13 protein-coding genes are annotated in these 22,583 nt (G+C 57.8%); 7 read left to right on the top strand and 6 right to left on the bottom strand.

All coding sequences use genetic code 11. The annotated features are described in order from the left end of the window. Positions 1-238: 238 nt before the first annotated feature. Positions 239-1,261, bottom strand: coding sequence for a transporter (locus RX972_RS24620; protein ID WP_027902297.1), 1,023 nt, complete (start codon positions 1,259-1,261; stop codon positions 239-241). A 436-nt stretch (positions 1,262-1,697) separates the two neighbouring features. Continuing rightward, positions 1,698-2,525, bottom strand: a complete 828-nt coding sequence (locus tag RX972_RS24615; RefSeq protein ID WP_099267254.1) for an aldo/keto reductase — start codon at positions 2,523-2,525, stop codon at positions 1,698-1,700. A gap of 369 nt (positions 2,526-2,894) precedes the next feature. Here RX972_RS24615 and RX972_RS24610 point away from each other — a divergent pair, with 369 nt between their 5' ends. Continuing rightward, on the top strand, positions 2,895-4,511 hold the full coding sequence (locus RX972_RS24610; RefSeq protein WP_316879377.1) for an inorganic phosphate transporter: 1,617 nt from the start codon (positions 2,895-2,897) through the stop codon (positions 4,509-4,511). On the opposite strand, the gene RX972_RS24605 is transcribed toward RX972_RS24610, so the two are convergent. Next, positions 4,499-5,404, bottom strand: a complete 906-nt coding sequence (locus tag RX972_RS24605; protein ID WP_231676750.1) for a LysR family transcriptional regulator — start codon at positions 5,402-5,404, stop codon at positions 4,499-4,501. The two genes, RX972_RS24610 and RX972_RS24605, sit on opposite strands and share 13 nt — an antisense overlap. A 295-nt stretch (positions 5,405-5,699) precedes the next feature. On the opposite strand from RX972_RS24605, the gene RX972_RS24600 reads away from it, so the two are divergent. Continuing rightward, entirely contained in the window at positions 5,700-6,899 is a 1,200-nt protein-coding gene (locus RX972_RS24600) for an MFS transporter (RefSeq protein ID WP_316879382.1), read from the top strand. Here RX972_RS24600 and egtB read toward each other — a convergent pair. Together egtB and RX972_RS24590 are read right to left on the bottom strand one after the other, a co-directional pair. After that, positions 6,896-9,046, bottom strand: coding sequence for an ergothioneine biosynthesis protein EgtB (gene egtB / locus RX972_RS24595; RefSeq protein ID WP_316879375.1), 2,151 nt, complete (start codon positions 9,044-9,046; stop codon positions 6,896-6,898). The genes RX972_RS24600 and egtB overlap by 4 nt on opposite strands. 94 nt (positions 9,047-9,140) lie before the next feature. Next, positions 9,141-9,509, bottom strand: a complete 369-nt coding sequence (locus RX972_RS24590; protein ID WP_231676748.1) for a DUF427 domain-containing protein — start codon at positions 9,507-9,509, stop codon at positions 9,141-9,143. A gap of 252 nt (positions 9,510-9,761) precedes the next feature. Here RX972_RS24590 and RX972_RS24585 point away from each other — a divergent pair, with 252 nt between their 5' ends. From RX972_RS24585 to RX972_RS24565, 5 genes are all read left to right on the top strand, one after another. Then, positions 9,762-10,937 (top strand): XdhC family protein, encoded by a 1,176-nt coding sequence (locus RX972_RS24585; protein WP_316879372.1) that lies wholly within the window; start codon positions 9,762-9,764, stop codon positions 10,935-10,937. 309 nt (positions 10,938-11,246) lie between these two features. Then, entirely contained in the window at positions 11,247-12,926 is a 1,680-nt protein-coding gene (locus RX972_RS24580; protein ID WP_316879370.1) for an MFS transporter, read from the top strand. Further along, a complete protein-coding gene (locus RX972_RS24575; protein WP_231678243.1) occupies positions 12,923-14,113 on the top strand; it encodes an HlyD family secretion protein in 1,191 nt (396 codons plus the stop codon). Before RX972_RS24580 ends, RX972_RS24575 begins: the two co-directional genes overlap by 4 nt. A gap of 924 nt (positions 14,114-15,037) precedes the next feature. Continuing rightward, positions 15,038-16,126 carry an enoyl-CoA hydratase/isomerase family protein gene (locus RX972_RS24570; RefSeq protein WP_316879367.1) on the top strand — a complete coding sequence of 363 codons (1,089 nt, stop codon included), beginning with the start codon at positions 15,038-15,040 and terminating at the stop codon, positions 16,124-16,126. Positions 16,127-16,129: 3 nt separating this feature from the next. After that, positions 16,130-17,281 carry an acyl-CoA dehydrogenase family protein gene (locus RX972_RS24565; RefSeq protein WP_316879365.1) on the top strand — a complete coding sequence of 384 codons (1,152 nt, stop codon included), beginning with the start codon at positions 16,130-16,132 and terminating at the stop codon, positions 17,279-17,281. Between the two features lie 123 nt (positions 17,282-17,404). On the opposite strand, the gene RX972_RS24560 is transcribed toward RX972_RS24565, so the two are convergent. Beyond that, positions 17,405-22,573 carry a dermonecrotic toxin domain-containing protein gene (locus RX972_RS24560; protein WP_316879363.1) on the bottom strand — a complete coding sequence of 1,723 codons (5,169 nt, stop codon included), beginning with the start codon at positions 22,571-22,573 and terminating at the stop codon, positions 17,405-17,407. Positions 22,574-22,583: the final 10 nt, after the last annotated feature.

Below are 22,583 nucleotides of genomic sequence, written 5' to 3'. Positions count from 1 at the left end.
GGCAGGACGCCGGGTTAGCCGCACCGGGCCATGGATGGCCCGTTGCGGCGGCCCACGGTTCAGGATCTGCGGGCGGGCATCCCGAGCCTAGGCGAGGGACCTAGTGGTGGGGCAAGAGCCTTTTGCTTACTTTTGGGCTCCTTTCAAAAGTGAGGCGCTGTAAAAGCGCAACCAATGTCAGCCGTTACCCCACCAACGGATATGTACTCAAAACCACCTAACGCGCGAAAGCGCCCCCTTACCCCTGATCCCGATTCTTGCGAAACGCCCACCGCCCCGCAATCACCGTAAACGTCGCCACCAACGCCACCAACACCCAAAAGCCCTCCGGATCGCTCGCCAGCGGAATACCGCCGACGTTCATCCCGAAGAAACCCGCAACGATGTTGATAGGCAGCGCCAGCACAGTCACCACCGTCAGCGTAAACAGCGTACGGCTGCTCTGCTCGTTGAGGTTCGCGGCGATCTCCTCCTGAAGCAACTTGATGCGCTCACCCAACGCCACCAGATCACTGATCACCAGGGCCGACTCCTCCGTCGACTGCCGCAACTCCTTCACATCCGCTTCCAGCAACCAGTCAGGCGGGCGATGCAGCAAACGCATCAGCGAGCCCGGCTCCAGCGCCAACAGTCGTTGCAGACGTACCAACACCCGCCGCATCGCCCCCAACTCCGAGCGATTATTACTCAAGCGTTGCGACAGCAATTGGTCTTCGATCTTGTCGACACTCAGGCTGGTCTTGCGCAGAAACTGCGTCAGTACTTCGCCCTGATCACGCAACAGATGCACCAACAATTCCAGCGGCGAACGAAACCGCTCGCCGCGTTTGACCGAAGAACGCAGCTTGTCCACCGAACGCAACGGATGCAGCCGGGCCGTGATCAGGAGATTGTGATGGGTGCAGACCCACAAGGTGGAAATGTCAGTCGACAACATGTTGAAGTCGAAGACCACGTCGTTGACCACCGCCAGCAGCGCAGAGTCCACATGCTCGATACGAGTCGAGCGTGAGCCTTCATGCAACGCTTCGAAGAATTCCTCTGGCAGACGCAGGTTGGTTTTCATCCAGCGTTCACACGCCGCATGGGCCAGGTTCAGGTGCAACCAGATAAATTCATCACCGCTGTCGCTGGAGTGCAGGCACTGCAAAGCAGCGGCGGAGCCAATTTCCCGGCCGCTTTCACCGGGTTTGAAACTGAAACCGTAAAGCAGGCCGAACAGATCTGAATCCTGGTGGTTCTGCACGATGCTTTGGTTCATGAATGCTCGCTGGCCGTGATGCGCCAGGTCCGTGGCAAAAGGACGAAGTGCGCATCATGACAAGCCGTTATTGCAGTTTTGTTGCACTCTCGATTCCTCCAGTGGGACCGGATTCATCCTGGAAGTCGGCATTCCTGACGATAAAGAAGCGGTGGATGTACCGGCCCTTCGCGAATGAATTCGCTCCCACAGGTTTTCGATCTCCTCAGGTTCAGCGCGATCCTGTGGGACCGGATTCATCCGGGAAGGCGGTGTTCATGACGATAAAGAAGCGGTGGATGTACCGGCCCTTCGCGAATGAATTCGCTCCTACCGGTAATCTGGCAAAGACGTAGAGCCCGGTAGGACCGAATTTATTCGGGATGGCGATATTCCTGAAGATACAAATGCATCGCCTGTAATGACCTCTTCCCGACTGAAGCCGGTCCCACGAACGTCAAACCATCGCCAACGGCATTTTGCGGCTTGGCACTGGCCAGGCTCTGTCGATGTCCGCGAGGTCTTGTGCAGTGAGGGCCAGCTCGGCCGCTGCCGCGTTGAGCTCGATGTGTTTCGGTGTGACCGCTTTAGGAATGGCGATCATGTTGCTCTGACGCAATACCCACGCGAGGCTGATCTGCGCCGGAGTCGCGTTGTGCCGTGCAGCGATTTCGTGCAGTGCCGGGTGATGCAGCAGGTTACCGGCCTGGCCCTGACCAATCGGGCAATACGCCATGGTCGGCAAATTGTTGGCTTCTGCCCAAGGCAACAGATCGAACTCGATGGCACGGTCTTCCGGGTTGTACAGCACCTGGTTGGTGGCGCAGGCCGGGTTATTCAGTTCCAGCAGGTCAGGCACGTCGAAGTTCGACACGCCCCAGCGACCGATTTTGCCTTCTTCACGCAATCGCTCGAAGGCTTCAACGGTTTCTTCCAGCGGATAGGAACCCGGCCAGTGCAGCAAATAGAGATCGATGTAGTCGGTTTTCATCCGCTTGAGGCTGCGCTCGCAGGCGGCGGGGATGCCTGAACGGCTGGCGTTGTGCGGGTAAACCTTGCTGACCACGAACACGCGATCGCGCTGCCCGGCGATGGCCTCACCGACGATTTGTTCGGCGATGCCGTCGGCATACATTTCAGCGGTGTCGATCAGGTTCAAGCCCAACTCGATGCCCTGACACAGTGCGCGGATCTCAGCCGAGCGCATGTCCTGACGCTCGCCCATGTGCCAGGTGCCCTGGCCGATAACCGGAACCTGTTTGCCCGCTAATTCAAGAGTGCGCATAGGGAAGCCTGCAAGTCAGTTAAATGATGAGGAGTGAGGCAGTGGAACCGGTAAAGGGTTCAGTGCAATGAGCAAAAACCGGGTCTGAGGTTCGGCAGGTCGATGCATTCTTTAAATGAAACGCGATCTCCCGTGGGAGCCGGGCTTGCCCGCGATACATGAGACGCGGTTTGAAGACACTCCGCGTTATCGTTTATCGCGGGCAAGCCCGGCTCCCACAGGGGACTGCATTCCAAATCAAGACAGCTGTTGGTGCATGCCGATCATCCGAAAACATTGTCCAGGCCCAAGTTCATTGACCTGTGTAGCATCTCGGTAACATTTTGTAATGAGTATGGGCGGATCCATTCTTCAACAGGATCAAGCACCATGGCAACCAGCACGTTAGCCCCGGATTCCTTTGAACAGGCCCGAGACTCAAAGCCTCAACTGCACCGCAAGCCCAGCACGCTGACGATGGTGGTTTTCTTCGCCATTCTTGCCACCGGCTTATTGTTCACCGCCTACAGCTTGAAACAAGACGTAGATGATCTGGGCACCGTGGTCACCACCTGGACGCCATTTCTGTTGTTAGGCGTGGCGTTGCTGATTGCGCTGGGTTTCGAGTTCGTCAACGGCTTCCATGACACCGCCAACGCGGTTGCCACTGTGATCTACACCCACTCGCTGCCGCCGGGCTTCGCAGTGGCGTGGTCCGGGTTGTTCAACTTTCTCGGCGTGCTGTTTTCCAGCGGTGCAGTGGCGTTCGCCATCATTGCCTTGCTGCCAGTCGAGCTGATTTTGCAGGTGGGCTCCGGCGCTGGTTTTGCGATGATCTTTGCCTTGTTGATCGCCGCGATCATCTGGAACCTGGGCACGTGGTGGCTGGGTCTGCCCGCCTCTTCTTCACACACCCTGATCGGCTCGATCATCGGTGTGGGGGTTGCCAATGCCTTGATGCATGGCCGCGATGGCACCAGCGGCGTCGACTGGTCTCAGGCGACCAAAATCGGCTACTCGTTACTGCTATCTCCCTTGGTCGGGTTCGTTTTTGCCGCGCTGTTACTGCTGGCAATGCGCATGTTCATCAAGAACCGCGCGCTCTATAAAGCCCCTGAAGGCAACACTCCACCGCCATGGTGGATTCGCGGCATGCTGATCGTGACGTGCACCGGCGTGTCGTTCGCCCACGGTTCCAATGACGGACAAAAAGGCATGGGCCTGATCATGCTGATTCTGGTCGGCACGTTGCCAATGGCCTACGCGCTGAACCGCACCATGCCTGCCGATCAGTCCATTCAGTTTGCTGCCGTTGCCGAAGTTACCCAGCAGGCACTTACTCGCGCGGCCCCACTGCCCGCTCCCGCTGATCCACGGCAGACGCTGTCGCAGTATCTGGTCAGTAAACAGGAAACCCCTGAGCTGATTCCGGCCCTGGCGGTGATGGCGGGCAAGATCGGCATTCAGGTCAAAGGCTACGGTTCACTGTCGAAGGTCCCCGCCGAAGCGGTGGCCAACGTGCGTAACGACATGTACCTGACGTCGGAAACCATCCGCGTGATGGAGAAAAACAAAGTCGGCAATTTCGACGCGGATACGCAGGACAAGCTCAAGCTGTTCAAGGACCAGATCGACAGCGCCACGCGCTTCATTCCAACCTGGGTCAAGATCGCCGTAGCCATCGCTTTGGGTCTCGGCACGCTGGTGGGCTGGCGGCGCATCGTGATCACCGTCGGCGAGAAGATTGGCAAGACCCACATGACGTACGCTCAGGGCGCTTCCGCAGAAGTGGTCGCGATGATGACCATCGGTGCCGCCGACATGTACGGCCTGCCGGTGTCGACCACCCATGTGTTGTCGTCGGGCGTGGCCGGTTCCATGGTCGCCAACGGCTCCGGCCTGCAATTGCGAACGTTGCGTAATCTGGCCCTGGCCTGGGTGCTGACCCTGCCTGCCGCGATCCTGCTCTCGGGGTCGTTGTACTGGGTGTTCACTCAGATCTTTTGATAGCCGCCTGCTGGCAATAAGTGCTCCTTGAGAAAGTCGATCAAGGCACGCAATTTCGGGGATGCATGCTGGCTCACGGGCCAGAGCATCCAGAGGGTGCCGTGGCTGAGGGTGAAATCTTCGAGCACGACCTGCAACTCACCGCGCTGTAACGCCTCATTGACGACGAAATCCGCCAGGTAGGCGATGCCCATTCCCTGTTTGCACAGGTGATACAGGGAATGGGTGGTGGTGCAGGTCGCGGCTTTTTTCGGATTCGGCACAAGCAAACCATCAACGCTGCGCAACGGCCAGGGCTCGATCTTGCCGGTGGCGGGAAACTTGTGCAGCAGGCCGACATGCCCGGCCAGATCGCCAGGCGTCAAGGGCACGCCATAGCGTTGCAGGTAATCCGGGGACGCAACCAGCATCAGACGAAAGTCCCCCAGATGGCGCGACGCCAGTCGTGAGTCCTGTAGCGTGCCGGTGCGAACCACCGCATCGAAGCCCTCCTCAATGATGTCCACCATGCGATCCGACAGGTCGATGTCCAGCTCGATGTCCGGATAGCGGCGCATGAAAGCGGTCAATACCGGCATCATCAAACCATCCTGCAACGGCACGCTGATATGCAGCTTGCCTCTGGGCTCGGCAGTGAAATGCGACAACTCAAGCTCCGCAGCTTCGACCTCCCCCAGTATTCGCCGACACCGCTCAAGAAACAGTGTGCCCTCGGCTGTCAGGGTGATGCTGCGGGTGCTGCGATGAAACAGGCGAACCCCAAGGCGCTGCTCCAACCGAGCAATGCTCTTGCCGACCGCCGAGGAAGAAACCTCCAGCGTACGCGCCGCCGCAGTGAAGCTGCGCGTTTGTGCGACCTGCACGAAAATTCCGATGCCACTGAGGCTGTCCAGGCGAGTGCTCCTTACAAAATATTTGTCTGAGTTGAAATGCGATTTTCTTGTGGGAGCGGTGCTTGCCCGCGATAAGAGCGACGCGGCTTGAAGGATAAACCGCGGTGTCCTTATCGCGGGCAAGCACCGCTCCCACAGGGGGATTGCATTTCAAATTCATAATTTGCGTTTTGCATGTAAACACATGTCCCATCGTATTGCGGACTTTTATGTCCGCTATGAGCGGAACCTTAGCCTGTTTTTCCGCCAACCACAGCCCATTAATCTGGCCCTCTTTTGAACAGGGCTCATGGCTATGACTGACAACACGCTGAACCTTATTGATAAATCAGACGCAGAACGGCTGCCGTGGACGGCGTTGCTGGCCTTGGCCATGGCGGGATTTCTGACCATTCTCACCGAGGCGCTGCCCGCAGGATTGCTGCCCTTGATGAGCGCAGACCTAAAGGTGTCACCCACCCTGGTGGGGCAACTGATAACGGTGTATGCGGTGGGTTCGCTGCTGGCGGCCATTCCGCTGACGGCCCTGACCCGCAATTGGCGGCGCAGGCCATTGCTGTTGATTGCCATCGGCGGTTTTGCCTTGGTCAACAGCATCACCGCGCTCTCCGATGACTATGGCGTAACGCTGGTCTCGCGATTCTTTGCCGGAGTTTTTGCTGGCTTGCTTTGGTCCCTGCTGGCCGGTTACGCCAGCCGTCTGGTGCCTGAACATTTACGTGGGCGCGCCATTGCGGTTGCCATGGTGGGAACGCCGCTGGCGCTGTCCATCGGCATTCCGGCCGGAACGCTACTGGGTTCAGTCATCGGCTGGCGCTGGGCTTTCGGGATCATGAGCCTGTTGAGTCTGGGCCTGGTGATCTGGGCACGTCTGAGCCTGGCGGATTTCCCCGGTCAGACCCAACAACAGCGCCTGTCGATCCGCCAGGTGTTCGTGCTGCCAGGCATCCGCCCGGTGCTGCTGACCACCCTGATGTTCGTACTGGCCCATAACGTTCTTTATACCTACATCGCACCGCTGCTGGAGCCTGCCGGTCTGTCCGAGCAGATCGACCGGGTATTGCTGGCTTTTGGCGTGGCGGCGCTGGGAGGGATCTGGCTGGTGGGCGTTCTGATTGATCGCTGGCTGCGTGAGCTGGTGCTGATCAGCATCGCGCTGTTCCTGCTCACCTCCTTCGCTTGGGCGATTAACGGTGAAAGCAGTCAGCTGATTTATCTGTATGTGATCATCTGGGGCCTGGCGTTCGGGGGCGCAGCGACACTGTTCCAGACCGCGTCAGCGATCACCGGCGGTGCCGCCGCCGATGTCAGCCAATCGATGATCGTCACTGTGTGGAATCTGGGTATTGCCGGAGGCGGACTGGCAGGTGGTTTGCTGCTGCAAAGCATCGGTGTGCAGTCCTTCAACTGGCTGGTGTGCCTGTTACTGATCAGCGCACTGATCGTCAGCGCCAGCGCGAATCGCGCTGGCTTTCCATCCTCCAGACAGACTTAAGCGTGTAGCGTGAACAACGCCACTTCAGGAGCAGCGCTGACCCAATGCTGACTCACCGACCAACCCGCAGCCGTGGCCAGTGCAGTGAACGACTCAATGGTGAACTTGTGGGAGTTCTCCGTGTGCAGCCGCTCACCCACGCCGAAGTGGAAAGTATGCCCCGCCACCGAAGCCACTTGCTCCACACGGCTGACCAGATGCATTTCCATGCGCTGGTCCTCATCGTTCCACAGCGCGAGATGCTCAAACTCGTCGACGTTGAACGTGCCGTCCAGTTCACGGTTGATCCGGGTCAGCAGATTCTTGTTGAAGCGTGCGGTGACCCCTTCGGCATCGTCGTAAGCCGCAACCAGCGTATCCGGATCTTTGACCAGATCCACGCCGACGATGAAGTGCGCGTTTTCACCCAACAAACTGTGGGCGGAACGCAGAAACTTCACCGCCTGCTCAGGAGTAAAGTTGCCAATGGTAGAACCAGGGAAGAAACCGACCCGAGGCAAACCATCAGCCGCCCTTGGGAGCTTCAGAGCCCGGGTGAAATCGTCGACCTGCGGCGCTACCGTCAGATGCGGGTATTTGTTGCTTAGTTGATGAGCGGCCCGATTCAAGGCATTGGCGCTGATATCAATGGGCACGTACACGGCGATCTGCGGCGCAGCGTCAAGCAACAAACAGGTTTTGTCACTGGCACCACTGCCAAATTCCACCAGAGCAGCACCGTGCGGAATCAGCCCGGCCATTTGTACAGCAACATCGGTCAGCAGCCGGGTTTCGGCGCGGGTCGGATAGTATTCCGGCGTCTTGCAAATGGCTTCGAACAGTTGCGAGCCAGCTGCGTCGTAGAAGTACTTCGGTGAAAGGTTTTTCACTGGCGAAGACAACCCACCAATCACATCACGGGCGAACTCACTGTCGTGAGGGTTAACCACTCCCGGCTGACGGCTGTCCCTGGCCAGACGCAGACCGGAAACCACCCAGCGTTTCTCCGGATGGAAAAAGTTTCGATACGTCGCTCGGGAATGGCTCGGCGACGTCACGCTTGCCCCGCCGCGCAATACCATCTGGTTGATCATGAACTTGCCGTTGTATTCGCCCACCGCACTGGCTGCCGGACGAAATCCCGGATACGCGCTGTAAGAGCTTTGGGTCCACTGCCAGGCGACGTCATCCACCTGCTCCAGCAGACCGGCAACCACTGCCGCCTCCCATTCAGCTTCAGTAGGCAATCGCGCATCGGCCCACTGCGCGAAGGCTGCAGCTTCGTAGTAACTGATGTGAGTGACAGGTGCGTCCGGGTCAATCGGTTCAAGGCCGCGCAAGGTCATGCAGCGCCAGCCGTGGGTTTCGTCGTGCTGCCAGTACATCGGCGCGTGCCAGGCATTTTCCTGAACGATGCTCCAGCCTTCGGAAAGCCAAAGCCCTGCCTGACTGTAGCCACCCGCATCGATAAACTTCAGCCACTCGCCGTTGGTGACCAGCCGATCACTGATCTCGAAAGACTGTAAGTACGTGGTGTGGCGTGGACCTTCGTTATCGAATGCGAAGTCTGTGCCTTTATGGCCGATCTCGGTCAGTCCGCCCTTGAGCGGTTTGTAGCGGCCCCGCCGACCAGCCACATCCTTGGGCCAGGCCGGGTCGTAAGCCGGCTTGAGGGACGACGTACTGAACAGGTGGAGGATGTCCATCAGCAGCAATTCCTGATGCTGCTCCTCGTGTGCCAGGCCCAGTTCGATAAGGCTGCTCAAGTCGTCGGGTAGCGTATTTTCCAGCAGACGTGCCATGTGCTGGTCGACATATTCACGATAGGCCAGGACCTGATCGACTCCTGGACGAGTCATCAAGCCGCGCTGTGGACGTGGATGGCGCGGGCCGACGGCCTCGTAATAGGAATTGAAGAGGTAACCGAACGCCGGGTCGAAAGGCTCGTAGCCCGGCACGTTTTCGCTGAGCAGGAATGTCTCGAAGAACCAGGTCGTGTGCGCGATATGCCATTTTGCCGGGCTGGCATCAGGCATGGACTGGACCACCATGTCTTCGGCGCTCAACGGTGCGGCCAGGCTTTGGGTTCGACTGCGCACGTTCTGGTAGCGCTTGAGCAATTCGTTGGCAGCAGCAGTCTGGCGAGGCTCGCGTGAGGGGCTGATCATCAGTGTGAATCTCCGGCGTTGCCGCGACCTGTTTGTTCAGGCAATGCGGCGTCGAGCGTTTCATTTATCAGCCAACCGGTGCAGAAACACCGCTTCAGTCATGTGGTATCTGCGTCACGAACGTCACCCGTTCGGGGTAAAACGCTACGTGATCTCTGAGCTTCGCCACGGCACGGTACGGATGTTCATAGGTCCAGACCGCGTTCGGGATGCGTAGCCCATGGATATCCAGGCTGAAATAATTAGCGTCGCCTTTATAAGGGCAGTGGGTTTGATGTTCGGTCCTGACGTAATGTTCAATCCGTATATCCGAACGGGGTATGTATATAACCGGCGGGTATTTGGCTTCTTCGAGCAACAGCGCGTGATCGCTGCGGGCGAGCAGCGTTTCTTTGAACATCACGCTGACCGAGCCTTTGCAGGAAGTGATGGTAATGGGGTGGTTGTAGTCGGGGGTTTTCATGGCGAGTGCTCTCTTGGCAGTCATGCAGAAAACAGGTGACCTGCAGGAGCTGCCGAAGGCTGCGATGGCGGAGTGTCAGGATAAATGCTTCGCAGCCTTCGTCAGCTCCTACCCTGGATTTTTTGATCAGCCCGGTTGCGATCAGTGTAGCCACCCTCAAACAACACGCTTATACCGTCGCAAACTGAACGTTTTCGGCAACCCTGCATCCGAACACTCTATGCTGTGCACACAGATTTCCGAGGTTTTGTAATGAATGATTTATCCCGCCTGCTCGAGGCTTTGTCCCTTGCTCACACTGACGGGCAGGACGCGGTCATGGCGACGGTGGTCAAAGTCGAGGGTTCGGCCTATCGGCGTCCCGGCGCGCGGATGGTGATTCCACAACTTGGAAACGCCACTGGTACGGTCAGCGGCGGGTGCCTGGAAAGCGATGTGAGCAAGAAAGCCTGGTGGCTGACCGCCGCAGGTAAACCGGTGCTGCGCACTTACAGCACCGGCGAGGACGACGATGAACTGGAAGACGCTGAACTGAGCTTCGGGCTGGGCTGCAACGGTACGGTGCATATTCTCTTCGAGCGAGTCAGTGCGCAGAATCCATCACTGGCAATCAATGTGTTGAAACAGGTGCAAGCCACCTCGCGCCCCGCTGCGCTGGCGACAGTGATCAGTTCCGAAAATGATCACCATGCAGCAGTGGGTGAGCGGGTTGCGCTGTGGGCCGACGGCAAGCTTGAGCAGGAAATGCACGACCGACTGCTCAGCCAGACCATCGCCGCCGACCTGCAAACCGTACTCACCGCCGAGAAGTCAGCCATTCGCAACTACGATGGTCACTCCGGATCGATTCAGGTGCTGCTGGAGTTCATTCCGGCACCACGTCGGCTGGTGATTTTTGGGGCCGGGCATGATGCCGTACCGCTGGTGAACATGGCGCACCTGCAAGGCTGGCACACCACGGTGATCGACGCCCGTACGCACTTTGCCCGCCCCGAGCGTTTCCCCGATGCCGATCAAGTCAGCGCCCTGCCCTTGCAGCCTTTCACAGGCATGCAGGCACTGGTTGATGACGCTGCGGTGGTAGTCATGACCCACAGCTACACTCAGGATCGTCACTGGCTCAGTCAGGTACTGACGCTGAATCCGCGTTACATCGGCCAGCTCGGCCCACGCAGCAGGACCGAGCGATTGCTGGACGAAATGAGCAGCGAAATGCGTCAACTGCCAGCCTTTGCAGCGCTGCATTACCCGGTAGGTCTGGACCTGGGCGGCGATACCCCGGCAAGCGTTGCGCTGTCTATCCTGGCGGAGATCAATGCGGTGCTCAATCAACGGAACGGCGGCATGCTCAAGCATCGGGAGGCGAGCATTCATGCGGCGGATGTGATGATGGCGGGTGAGATAGGGCTGCTCAAGAGTGGGTCTTAGGTATTTTCTGACCTGCTGACATGTACAAAACCTGTAGGCCCCCCTGTGTCCCTGACACAGCGTTGTCGCACAGCAAAGATTGGACTTGTGCAGACTGTGTGAAAACCCTCAGACAAAAACAAACTGCGCGCGCTCACGTGAAATCTTTAAAAGTTTGTGTGGGTCACAGACCTCAAACTCACGTAGGAACGCGGTTTTTTGAGCGTTTTTTAGCCAGCTAATTGGCTCGTGAGGTTTTCACACAGCCTGTACAGGTCCTGTGCAACACTTCAAACATCAAACACAGTTGCCACAAGGCAGTACCCACGCATGAGCAGTAAGTACACCCAACGCGACTGGGCTCCCCATGAACGGCCGACCATGCCCGGCTCGCCGTCGACGCCGCTGCACTCAACGCCCAAGCGCTGGGCTTACGCGCTGGTTGGGGTCATCGTTGCGCTGACCGGTGGCCTGGGTAATGCACTGGTGGTTGCCAACCTGCCCTATTTGCAAGGTTCACTGGGCGCGACCACCGCTGAAGTCGCCTGGCTCCCCGCGGCCTACGTCATGACCAACGTCTCAATGAATCTGGTGCTGGTGAAGTTTCGCCAGCAGTTCGGTCTGCGGACCTTCACCGAGTTATTTCTGGTGCTCTACGCACTGGTGACCTTCGCCCACCTGTTCGTTAACGACCTGAACTCCGCCATCGCCGTGCGTGCGGCTCATGGCATGGTCGGCGCGGCCCTGTCGACGCTGGGTCTCTATTACATGATCCAGGCCTTCCCGCAGAAATGGCGCTTGAAAGCGTTGGTACTCGGCCTTGGCACCGCACAACTGGCCATTCCCATGGCCCGGCTGGTGTCCGAAGATTTGCTGCAGATCGCCGAGTGGCGCGGCCTTTACCTGTTTGAGCTGGGCATGGCGCTGCTGTCGCTGGGCTGCGTGCTGTTGCTCAAGTTACCGCCAGGAGACCGCTTCAAAGCGTTCGAAAAACTCGACTTCCTGACGTTTGGCCTGCTTTCCACCGGCTTCGCCCTGCTCTGCGCCGTGCTTTCCCTGGGCCGCATCGAATGGTGGCTGGAGAAAACCTGGATCGGTCTGGCATCTGCCGCATCCATCGCGCTGATCTGCGCCGGTCTGGCCATCGAACATAACCGCAAAAACCCACTGCTGATCACTCGCTGGCTGGGCAGTGGTGCGATCTGGCGCCTGGGGCTGGCGGTCATCCTGTTCAGAGTCGTACTGTCGGAGCAATCCATCGGCGCAGTGGGGTTTCTGCAAACCCTGAACATGGGCTCCGAACAACTGCATTCACTGTACGCAGTGATGTTACTGGGCAGCGTGGCGGGTCTGGCGGTCAGTGCATGGACGATCAACCCGCAGCATTTGATCAAACCTTTGTTGATTTCTTTGGCGATGATTGCCATTGGCGCCTGGATGGACAGCGGCTCGACCAATGTCACCCGGCAATCGAACATGTACCTGAGCCAGTTTCTGCTGGCCTTCGGCGGCACATTCTTTCTGGGTCCGACGCTGGTCATTGGCATCAGCAGCGTGATCGCCAACCCGCGCAACATGGTCAGTTTTTCCGTGTTGTTCGGGATCACCCAGAACCTGGGCGGGCTGATCGGCTCGGCGGTGTTCGGCACGTTTCAGGTGGTGCGGGAGAAATTCCACTCAAGCGTGCTGGTCGAACACCTCACCTTGATCAACCCTCAGGTTCAGGCCCGCCTGCAAAGCTCCAGCGCGAGCTACGCTTCAGCCATTGCTGACCCATCGACGCGGACCAGTCTGGGCATCCGCGCCATCGCCAATACAGCCACCCGGGAAGCCAATATTCTGGCCTACAACGACGTATTCATGCTGATCGCGCTGGTTGCCGTCCTGACCATGGTCTGGATTTCGATTCGCGTGACCTGGCTGAGAATGACCACAAAACCGCTTGCGGCGACAACGCCTGCAGCGGCGAACTCTACTTCCGTTAACTCCAGCGGCGCTCAACCTTCATGAATGACACAACCAAGCCACCTGCATCGACCGACGCAGGCTCTGATCAGACACCGGAACAACCCGCATCATCAGGCCCGCCACCGCCTCCGGCAGCTGCACCCGCCAGCAGCGAACCGCGCTCTTCACGCACGCGGATCATTTCCTCGGTGATTTTCGCCAGCATTGCGCTGATCGGCATTCTGATCGTGCTCTATGCCTGGCAATTGCCACCGTTCAGCAGCCCTGTCGAAAGTACTGAAAACGCATTGGTCAGGGGCCAGACCACGATCATCAGTCCGCAATTGAGCGGCTATGTCTTCGAGGTGCCGGTACAGGACTTCCAGTTCGTCAAGGCAGGCGACCTGCTGGTGCGACTGGATGACCGGATCTACCGCCAGCATCTGGATCAATCGCTGGCCCAACTGGGCATTCAGAAAGCTTCACTGGCCAACAACCTGCAACAGCGACGCAGTGCCGAAGCGACCATTGCACAGCGCAAGGCCGCCCTGGAAAACAGCATCGCTCAGGGTCGCAAAGCGGCGGCCGACCTGCGTCGAAATCAGGCGCTGGTCACCGATGGTTCGGTCTCAAAAAGTGAGCTGGACGTCAGCCGCGCCGCCGATGCACAAGCCAACGCCGCCATCGCTGAAGCCCGTGCTGCGCTAGACATTGCCAAGGAGGATCTGCAAACCGTGATCATCAATCGCGGCTCGCTGGAAGCTTCGGTGGCCAATGCTGAAGCGGCTATCGAGCTGGCGCGCATTGACCTGAGCAATACCCGGATTCTGGCCCCGCGTGACGGTCAGTTGGGGCAGATTGGCGTGCGCCTCGGTGCCTACGTGAATTCCGGCGCGCAGTTGATGGCGCTGGTACCCGACCGGCTTTGGGTCATCGCCAATATGAAAGAAACGCAGATGGTGAATGTGCGCCTTGGTCAGCCGGTCACTTTTACTGTTGACGCGCTGGGCCATGAAAAGATGCACGGGCGCGTGCAGCGGATTTCGCCTGCGACGGGTTCGGAGTTCAGTTTGCTGCCGGCGGATAACGCTACCGGCAACTTTGTGAAGATCTCTCAGCGGATTCCGGTGCGGATCATTGTCGAGCCCAATCAGCCTTTGGCGAAGCGTTTGCGACCGGGGATGTCGGTGGTGGTCAGTATTGATACCAGTCAGGACGGCGAGGTGCCAGCTGATCCGGGTGGTGAGTGAGGGGGGCTCATCTTGTGTACATATCCGTTGGTGCGTTATGGCTGATATTGGTTGCGCTTTTACAGCGCGTCACTTTTGAACAGCGCAAAAGTAACCAAAACGCTTTTACCCCACCACTCGGCACCTCGCTGTCGCTCGGTGTACCCGCCCGCAGATCCTGAACCGTGGGCCGCCGCAACGGGCCATCCATGGCCCAATGCGGCTAACCCGGCGTCCTGCCGGGTTGCCCACGGTTCAGAATCTGCGTTCGGCCAGCGTGGTTTAACGGGGCGCCACAGATCAAAATCAACAGCGCGGCGGCCTGAGAGCCGACCTGGTTGTGTGGATTACCGGGCATCTGTAGGAGCTGCCGAAGGCTGCGATGCGGTGTGCCAGACGTCGAATGCGTTGGCCGTGGTGACGTCTCGCGAACAAGTTCGCTCCTACCTGGCCGAGGCGATCCCGCCGTATTAGCCGCGTATTAGCTCTGCTTTTGATCCGCTTTTGATTTTGATCTTAAGCGCCCCGTTAAACCACGCCGGCCGTAATTCGACATTGCTGCGTGGGGCAAACCGGCAGGGATGCCGGTTTAGCCGCCTCAGGCCATGGATGGCCGGTGGCGGCGGCCCCACGCAGCAATGTCGGATTACGGGTATGCCGAGCGACAGCGAGGCACCCAGTGGTGGGGCAAGAGCGTTTTGGTTACTTTTGCGCTCTATCAAAAGTGACGCGCTGTAAAAGCGCAACCAATACCAGCCATTACGGCGATAACGGATATGTACACAGAAATGAATGCGTGAATACCAATGCAATGATCAACCGCACCGTGCAAGAACGCCCTAGGACTGTGCAGCTTTACCGGCTGTCTTTTGCAAATGTGCACTGTTAGCATCGCAACTGTCATCTCTCGCAGCCTATAAAACAAAAACGAACAGGGAGTTTGTAATGACTGCATCTGCTTCAACTGCCCTCAAGACGCTCACCGACAACAGCATTCTGGCCGAAGTGCGCAATCACATCGGTCACCTGACACTCAATCGCCCGGCGGACCTGAACGCCATTGACCTGAGCATGGTGCGCAGTCTTCAGACGCAACTGAACGCCTGGTCCCGGGACGACTCGGTGTACGCCGTGGTCCTGCGAGGTGCCGGAGACAAGGCATTTTGCGCCGGTGGCGATATTCGCTCGCTTTACGACAGCTTCAAAAACGGCGAGCCCCTGCATCAGGCTTTCTTTGCCGAAGAATATGCTCTGGACCTGACCATTCACCGTTATCGCAAACCGGTTGTTGCGCTCATGGACGGTTACGTCCTGGGCGGCGGCATGGGGCTCGTGCAAGGCGCGGACCTGCGAGTGGTCACCGAGCGCAGCCGCCTGGCCATGCCGGAAGTGGCCATCGGGTACTTTCCCGATGTAGGCGGCAGTTACTTCCTGCCGAGAATTCCCGGCGAACTGGGCATTTATCTGGGCGTAACGGGCGCGCAGATCGGCGCAGCAGACGCGTTGTACTGCGGACTCGCCGACTGGTATCTGCAAAGCGACATGCTCGCAGAACTGGATCGCAAGCTCGACCGCCTGCAATGGCGCAATCAGCCGCTCAAGGATCTGCAAGGGGCGCTGGCGAAACTCGCCAGTCAGCGCTTGCCTGATCCCCCGCTGGAAAAACTGCGGTCCGCCATCGACCATTACTTCGCACAGCCGGACATCACAAGCATCATCGAGCAGCTGCGTGAAGTGACTGTTCTCGACACCCACACCTGGGCCCTGAACACCGCAACGCTGATGGACAGCCGCTCGCCCCTGGCCATGGCCGTGACGCTGGAAATGCTCCGGCGCGGGCGTCATCTGTCGTTGGAGGACTGCTTCGCGATGGAGCTGCATCTGGATCAACAATGGTTTGAGCGTGGCGACCTGATCGAAGGCGTACGCGCGCTGATCATCGATAAAGACAAGAAGCCGCAATGGAATCCGCCCATCGTTAAAGCGTTAAGCGCCGAGCGTGTGCAAAGTTTTTTCAGCGGCCATGGAGATTGAGTCATGCACGATATTGAGCTCACCGAAGAACAAGTGATGATCCGCGACATGGCACGGGATTTCGCCCGCAACGAAATCGCGCCGCATGCACAAGCCTGGGAGAAAGCAGGCTGGATCGATGACGCGCTGGTCAGCAAGATGGGCGACCTGGGTTTGCTGGGCATGATAGTGCCTGAGGAATGGGGCGGCACTTATATCGACTACGTGGCCTATGCACTGGCTGTCGAGGAAATTTCTGCTGCGGATGCCGCGACCGGCACCCTGATGAGCGTGCACAGTTCAGTGGGTTGCGGCCCGATTCTGAACTATGGCAGCCAGGAGCAGAAGCAAACCTGGCTGGCCGACCTGGCAACTGGACGCGCCATTGGCTGTTTCTGCCTGACCGAACCCCATGCCGGTTCCGAAGCCCATAACTTACGCACCCGCGCCTTGCTGCAAGGGGATGAATGGGTGATCAGCGGCGCCAAGCAGTTTGTCAGCAATGGCAAGCGGGCGCAGTTGGCGATCGTGTTTGCCGTCACCGACCCGGAGTTGGGCAAAAAAGGACTGTCAGCGTTTCTGGTGCCCACCGACAACCCCGGTTACGTAGTGGACCGCTCTGAACACAAGATGGGTATACGCGCATCCGACACCTGTGCGGTCACTCTGAACAACTGCCGCATACCCGCAGCCAATCTGCTTGGCGAGCGTGGCAAAGGTCTGGCCATCGCCCTCTCCAATCTTGAAGGTGGGCGAATCGGCATTGCCGCTCAAGCGCTTGGCATCGCCCGCGCCGCGTTTGAAGCGGCGTTGACCTACGCTCGGGAACGGGTGCAGTTTGACAAGCCAATCATTGAGCATCAGAGCATCTCCAATCTGCTTGCCGACATGCACACCCGCATCAACGCAACACGCTTGCTGGTCCTGCATGCCGCAAGATTGCGCAGTGCGGGCAAACCCTGTTTATCAGAAGCATCACAGGCCAAGCTGTTTGCTTCAGAGATGGCCGAGTCGGTCTGCTCCAAAGCGATCCAGATTCATGGCGGCTACGGCTATCTGGAAGACTACCCGGTCGAGCGCTATTACCGGGATGCCCGCATCACCCAGATCTACGAAGGGTCGAGCGAAATACAGCGGCTGTTGATTGCAAGGGAACTTAAGCATTACTTGATCTGATACTGACGGCGTGGGACCGGCTTAAGCCGGGAAGGCCATATTTCTGACAATCAATTTTCAGTGACGGTAAGGGCATCTTCCCGGCTAAAGCCGGTCCCCCCATCATCAGGTCAAGTCACCGAGTCAAAACCGTTGACGCCCCAGCAGTGTCACCAGCAACGCTACGGAATCGGCATTGGCCATTATCACTTCGGCGCGTATCAGCGCATCGTCAAGGAATATGTCTCTTGCAGCGTCAAGGTTGGGGGCGTCAGTCAATTTCAGCACCTTGGCCTTGGCTCCGCCATCGGCGGTCTTGATGTCGCGCGAGGTCCCGCTCTCCTCTTCCACCTTGAATAGCTCATCACGAGGGGTCAGATGCGAAAGCCGGCTCTGGACCCTGACCTGCTCCCTCTTCAGGCGCATGCGGTACTCGCCAATATCCTCGAGCAGGTCTAAATACGGTCTGTCCGAGTCCAGATAAGCGATATCTTCCGTTTTCCCGGCAATATGGGAAAGCTCATGAATCAAGGCAGTTGCACGGAAATGGACACCGGCATTAAATCCACCCAACCTCGATTGCGCGGACTTCAGGCGCACAAACGGCGTACCGAAAAACCGCTCACTCAGAAACACTCTTTTCAGCGGATCATCTGTGTAAGTGAATGCGGTGACATCCCGGGAGTCGATTTTGTTGGTGCCCACCACGTAACGTTGTGATGAATGCGGGGAAAGCGTGGGGTCGAGTAGCAGTCGATAAATATCAGTAATCGCCAGTTTAACGGGAATGACAAGCGCATTACTTAACGCCCTGACGCCAAAGAAATCCTTGAAAATTTGCTCGACGCGAGGATCAAGAACACGATTGGGGGGCCGTAGGGTCAGGTTATCAAGGGCGTTCCTGAGGTAGACCCTGGCTTGCCGATGAGCCTCGACCAGTTGCGTGGACTTCAGCGGATACAACCGCTGAATCTCGGCCACCCCATTGGCGTCCACTGTAAAAATATCTTCGACGTTGTAATTAATCATATTGGTCTTGAGTCGAGTCAGCGCCCCGCCGTTACGCCGCCTGCCAACGCCCGTACCAAACATCCAGTGTTGCTGGCCATCAAGGATGATCTGAGGCCCCTCTTCTTCGTCTGCAATAACGTGCCACCCACCGGGTCCGCTCCGCACCTCGTAAACCCTGCCGGACACAGCAGCATATTGCTTGCGGGTCGCAGGGTTGTTGAAAACGTGCCGTGTATTATCTTTTTCCAGCTGGCTCAGAGAAACGTCGTGGACCTCAAACTTGCGCAACAGGACTTCAAGGCCCTGCTGCATCTGCGGGTCATACCATTGATGTTCGGACACCTCGTCAGGATCGCTGTCGCTGTCCTGAAGTTGCACTGTGCCCTCACTCAACTGCTGCCCCGTAGTAATCAGCACCAGCAAGGCCGCCGCAAATTCAGCAACAGCCTCACCCCACTGCTTATCCTTGGCTGAGTCCAGCGATGAATGTAATAGATCCTTGGCCTGCCATAAGCTCACCAGCCCGCCGACCCTGCCGGGTAAAAACGTCAGCGACTGCTCCACGCCCAGTAACATCAAATGATGCCAATCAGCGCGGTCGGCCTCAGCCGTACTGACGCTCTTTTTTCTGGCCATGAGCAGCATCACCTCTTGCGCAGCCCGAAACAGACTTAACAGAAAGTTTTCCTGAACCGCCTCGACCTTTAATTGCACCGGGGCTGGGTTAGAGTCGCCCAAATCCGTAAAGCCGCCAGTAACCCAGGAAAGACGAGGGGTCAGAAACCCTCCTCGTTGATAGACAAAACGCACGCTTGGATCCAGACGCTCCAGCACCAACGCTTGTAACTCGGCACTGGTCTGCAACTCGGTTAGAAATTCCCCTTGGCTGGTGTACTCCTTGAAGGTGTAATCAGCGCTGGCAACGACATGCAGAATCCATGGCCCTTTATCCCCATCTTGCGGACCAATCAGATAAATCCCCGTGGCAACATCGGGCAGATAGCCAGGAGCAGGCACCAATTGCAGCGGGCTGAAAATGATGGCTCGTCCGTCTAAAGGGAGTCGGGCGAACCCATCCGGCATATCGATCAGATTTTCGATAAACCCGTAAGCGGTACTGGTCAATGCGCCCTGGAGCTTTAACTGGAAAGCCATCAGCAGCAATGCACACGGCGCCTGCTCTATAAACTGACCGAGTCGTTCGAGGTAGTCCGGCGAAGTGTCACTGAATTTGCCCTTCAGGTATTGCTGGTAACCAGCACCGACATCCAGAGTTCGGGCCATATTGCGCACATAGATAGCATCCAGGGAGGCAGGCAACGGTGTCGCGTTGCTGGTCGAAACACTCAGGGATGCATTCTGGAAACTGGAAAAGTGATTGATGGCGAAATCAGACAGGTTTTCGCTGACTGTGCTGGTTGCCGCAGGAATCGACGAAGGTATCTGCCCAATGCCCACCGGTGCGGCGCTGTAGTGCGTGAGGGTGATCAATATTTGCTCTGGGTCTAGCTGCGCGGCGGGAAAATCCTTTTGTAACCGGTCGCGAACCTGTTCGGCGGTGTATTGATCCAGCGATGCAAGAGAAACCACTCGTTGTCGCGATGTGTAGAGCTGCCAGAAACGCACCAACAGCCCTCTGAATGCTGACATGTCGCTTTCAGAGGCGTTCTTCAGCCAATCAGGCATGAGCCTTCGTAACAGGGTGTACTCAAGCCTACAGGACAACGTGTCAATGACTGTTCGTGACTTGTCATCCGACGCCACCGGAATAAGCATTCTTTTCAGCAGTCCGGCATCGGCCTTCCAGGCAACCGCCGCTCGGTAAGCGGCTTCGATACCAAGGCATTGCCGACTAAGCTCATCCTCGACAATACGCTCGATGAAATCCTCGTCGATCCGCGCCAGATTGATGGTGATGGACGGTACCGCGCTGCGACTGAAAAACGCCAGAAGCCTTGGCTGATCCGACTCTGCGAGCAGGTTCAGCCATCGGTCTCGGGATCCGGGATACGCAAGCCTGGCATTGAGTTCGAGCTGGAGTGCACTGATGCTTTCAAACTCCATGAGGCCGAGCACCGCAGAACATAGCAGCGGCTTGCCATTGCCGCTCAAGGGCTGCTGGAGGACGAACACATTAGTGAGTTGCAAGGGCGGCTGACTACTGTCGTAAATCAGATAAGGAATGGACACTTCGACGGCCTCGAAACCAAATCGCTCACGAAGCTTGAACAGGGGACGGTCCAGCACTTGCTCAAGCATATCCAGCGCGTTTTTACTCACCTCGCTGGATGTGCGGTGCATGCTCAGGGCAAGTCTGATCAGCCCCTCCTGAATCAGGCGCGAGGCATTAGCCGAAATCACTCTGGAACCGCGCACCCGCAATTGCGAACCATAAAACGCCCTGACCTGATCCAGGTACTCCTTGGCAAAGCTCTGCCGGGCGCGGTTCATTACGTGATCGAGCAATTCCGGCGTCAACCATGACAGATGCATGGCGTAAGCAGAATCAGGTGGATCAACGTACACCTTGCAATCCTCAGGCACCGTGGTCTCGCGATGCCCTGTGACCCGATCCAGAAGCAGCACGGATAAACTCACAACGCTGCCATCGTCATCGCGAAACCACATGCGCTGGGCATCCACGGCACCACTGTGCAATACCGAAAAATATCGATTCAGGAGTCTGCGAGCGCATTCAGAAACGGTTGGGTGAGCATCGAAAATACTGTCGACCCGCATGCGTGCATCACGCAGGTAAGTTGCCCACAGCAGCGGCGCAGCCTCGCTGGCATCCTTGATCTGGATACCCAATGCAGAAATTCTCGAAGGTGAACTGAATCTGGTCCAGAGCTGCTCGGATCCCGCCAGCGCCTCGCTCCACTGTGTTGTCTCACCGGCGATGACCAGACTTGGGTCAATCAGATACCGAATATCCAGTGCAACCTCGAGGGATACCGAGGCTTGAGCGGGGGACTTGAAGGCAGATTTCAGGATGCCGGCAAGGTTGCGCTTTTGTAGTGCAATCGCTGAATCGGCGAGCCTTATGAGTGGAGTCTTGTTCACCGGGTCCAGCCTCAGGTGAACCGCGCCTTGAGCACGCAACAACTTGTCATCGTCGAGCGATGTGTAGTCAAACATTTCGGTGCGGCCCTCGATACCGGCGAAATGCTCAGCCACCGCGCCTACGCTATTGAACCTTCGTAAGCCGCGTTTAGCGCAATACAGGAAAATATCCGACAGCAGCTCAGAGGTGAATCCGATCAACACGACGCCCGCCAGCTTGAGCGGTTCCGCATCGCGTATCGCGACCGAAACCCGCGACATTTCCAAGCTGCCTGATACTCGCCCATCTGCCTGACACAGAGTCTTGAGTTCTGCATATTCAGCAACGGTGACCGTGCAGTCCTGCCGGGCATTCAGCAAATGATGTCGAAAACAACCGATGTATGCCTGACCGAGCACATCACGACGAGTCATACCGTCCACTACCCAGGTGCGCCAGTAATCATCCAGAAGGTTTTCATAAACACCGGTCAGAGTGCCTGAAACCCGGGTGACCGCTCGCTGCCATGAGCTGGCTGCTTCCCCCGTCAGCTCATTGCCTTCGATGTCCAGCCATTGCTGTCGTATTCCGCTGATCAAAGGCGTGCCACAAAAACCCCGTATTGCAACATCAACCAGCGTCTGCGTACCCAGAATGGCGCCTTTTTGTGTGCCGTTATCAGCCTGTTTGATCTGCGCGATATGGGTGAGCACGTTAAGCTGCGAGCCAGGAAAACGAGTGGCAACCTCTTGCTTCAGAGCCTCGCCTACGGCGGCGCGTAATGACGGCAAACGCTGCAGGCAACGTGACAGCTGCTCAAGTTGCTGCGCTTGCTGATCGACGATCGAGAGCATCCGGTGCCCGGACACATCACCTTCGATGTGCTCGTATTCGAATTGTGCCGGGTCGCCACTTCGCAGACCGAACCGCGCGGTTAACCCGGCCACCAGTTCCTGACGAGTGCTGAATCTCTCTACGCCATTGAGGGGGCTACAGAGATAAACCTCGGGGGTGATATTCGTGGCGTCGCTGATCAGCAATGCGCCCGCCAGCTCAGCGTGTATCAGCCCGTCGTCACCGCGGGACAATCGATCAACCCGCGGCGCGCTCGTCTGGTCGTCCCCGGGCTGGACGAGCAGTTCAAGCCACCGGGCCTGCTGGTCGGTGATACGCCCGGCTTCAAGCGCATCAGCGATGTCCAGCGGCAAGCGCGAACTTAGCGACCCGGAATAGAACCAGGGTGAATCTGTAGATGACATGACAAGTTCC

Origin of the sequence: Pseudomonas syringae group sp. J309-1, from assembly GCF_032582135.1 — a bacterium.
Lineage (GTDB): Bacteria > Pseudomonadota > Gammaproteobacteria > Pseudomonadales > Pseudomonadaceae > Aquipseudomonas > Aquipseudomonas quasicaspiana.
Note: the sequence above shows the minus strand (reverse complement) of the source record. Positions and strands in the feature narration are given on the sequence as shown.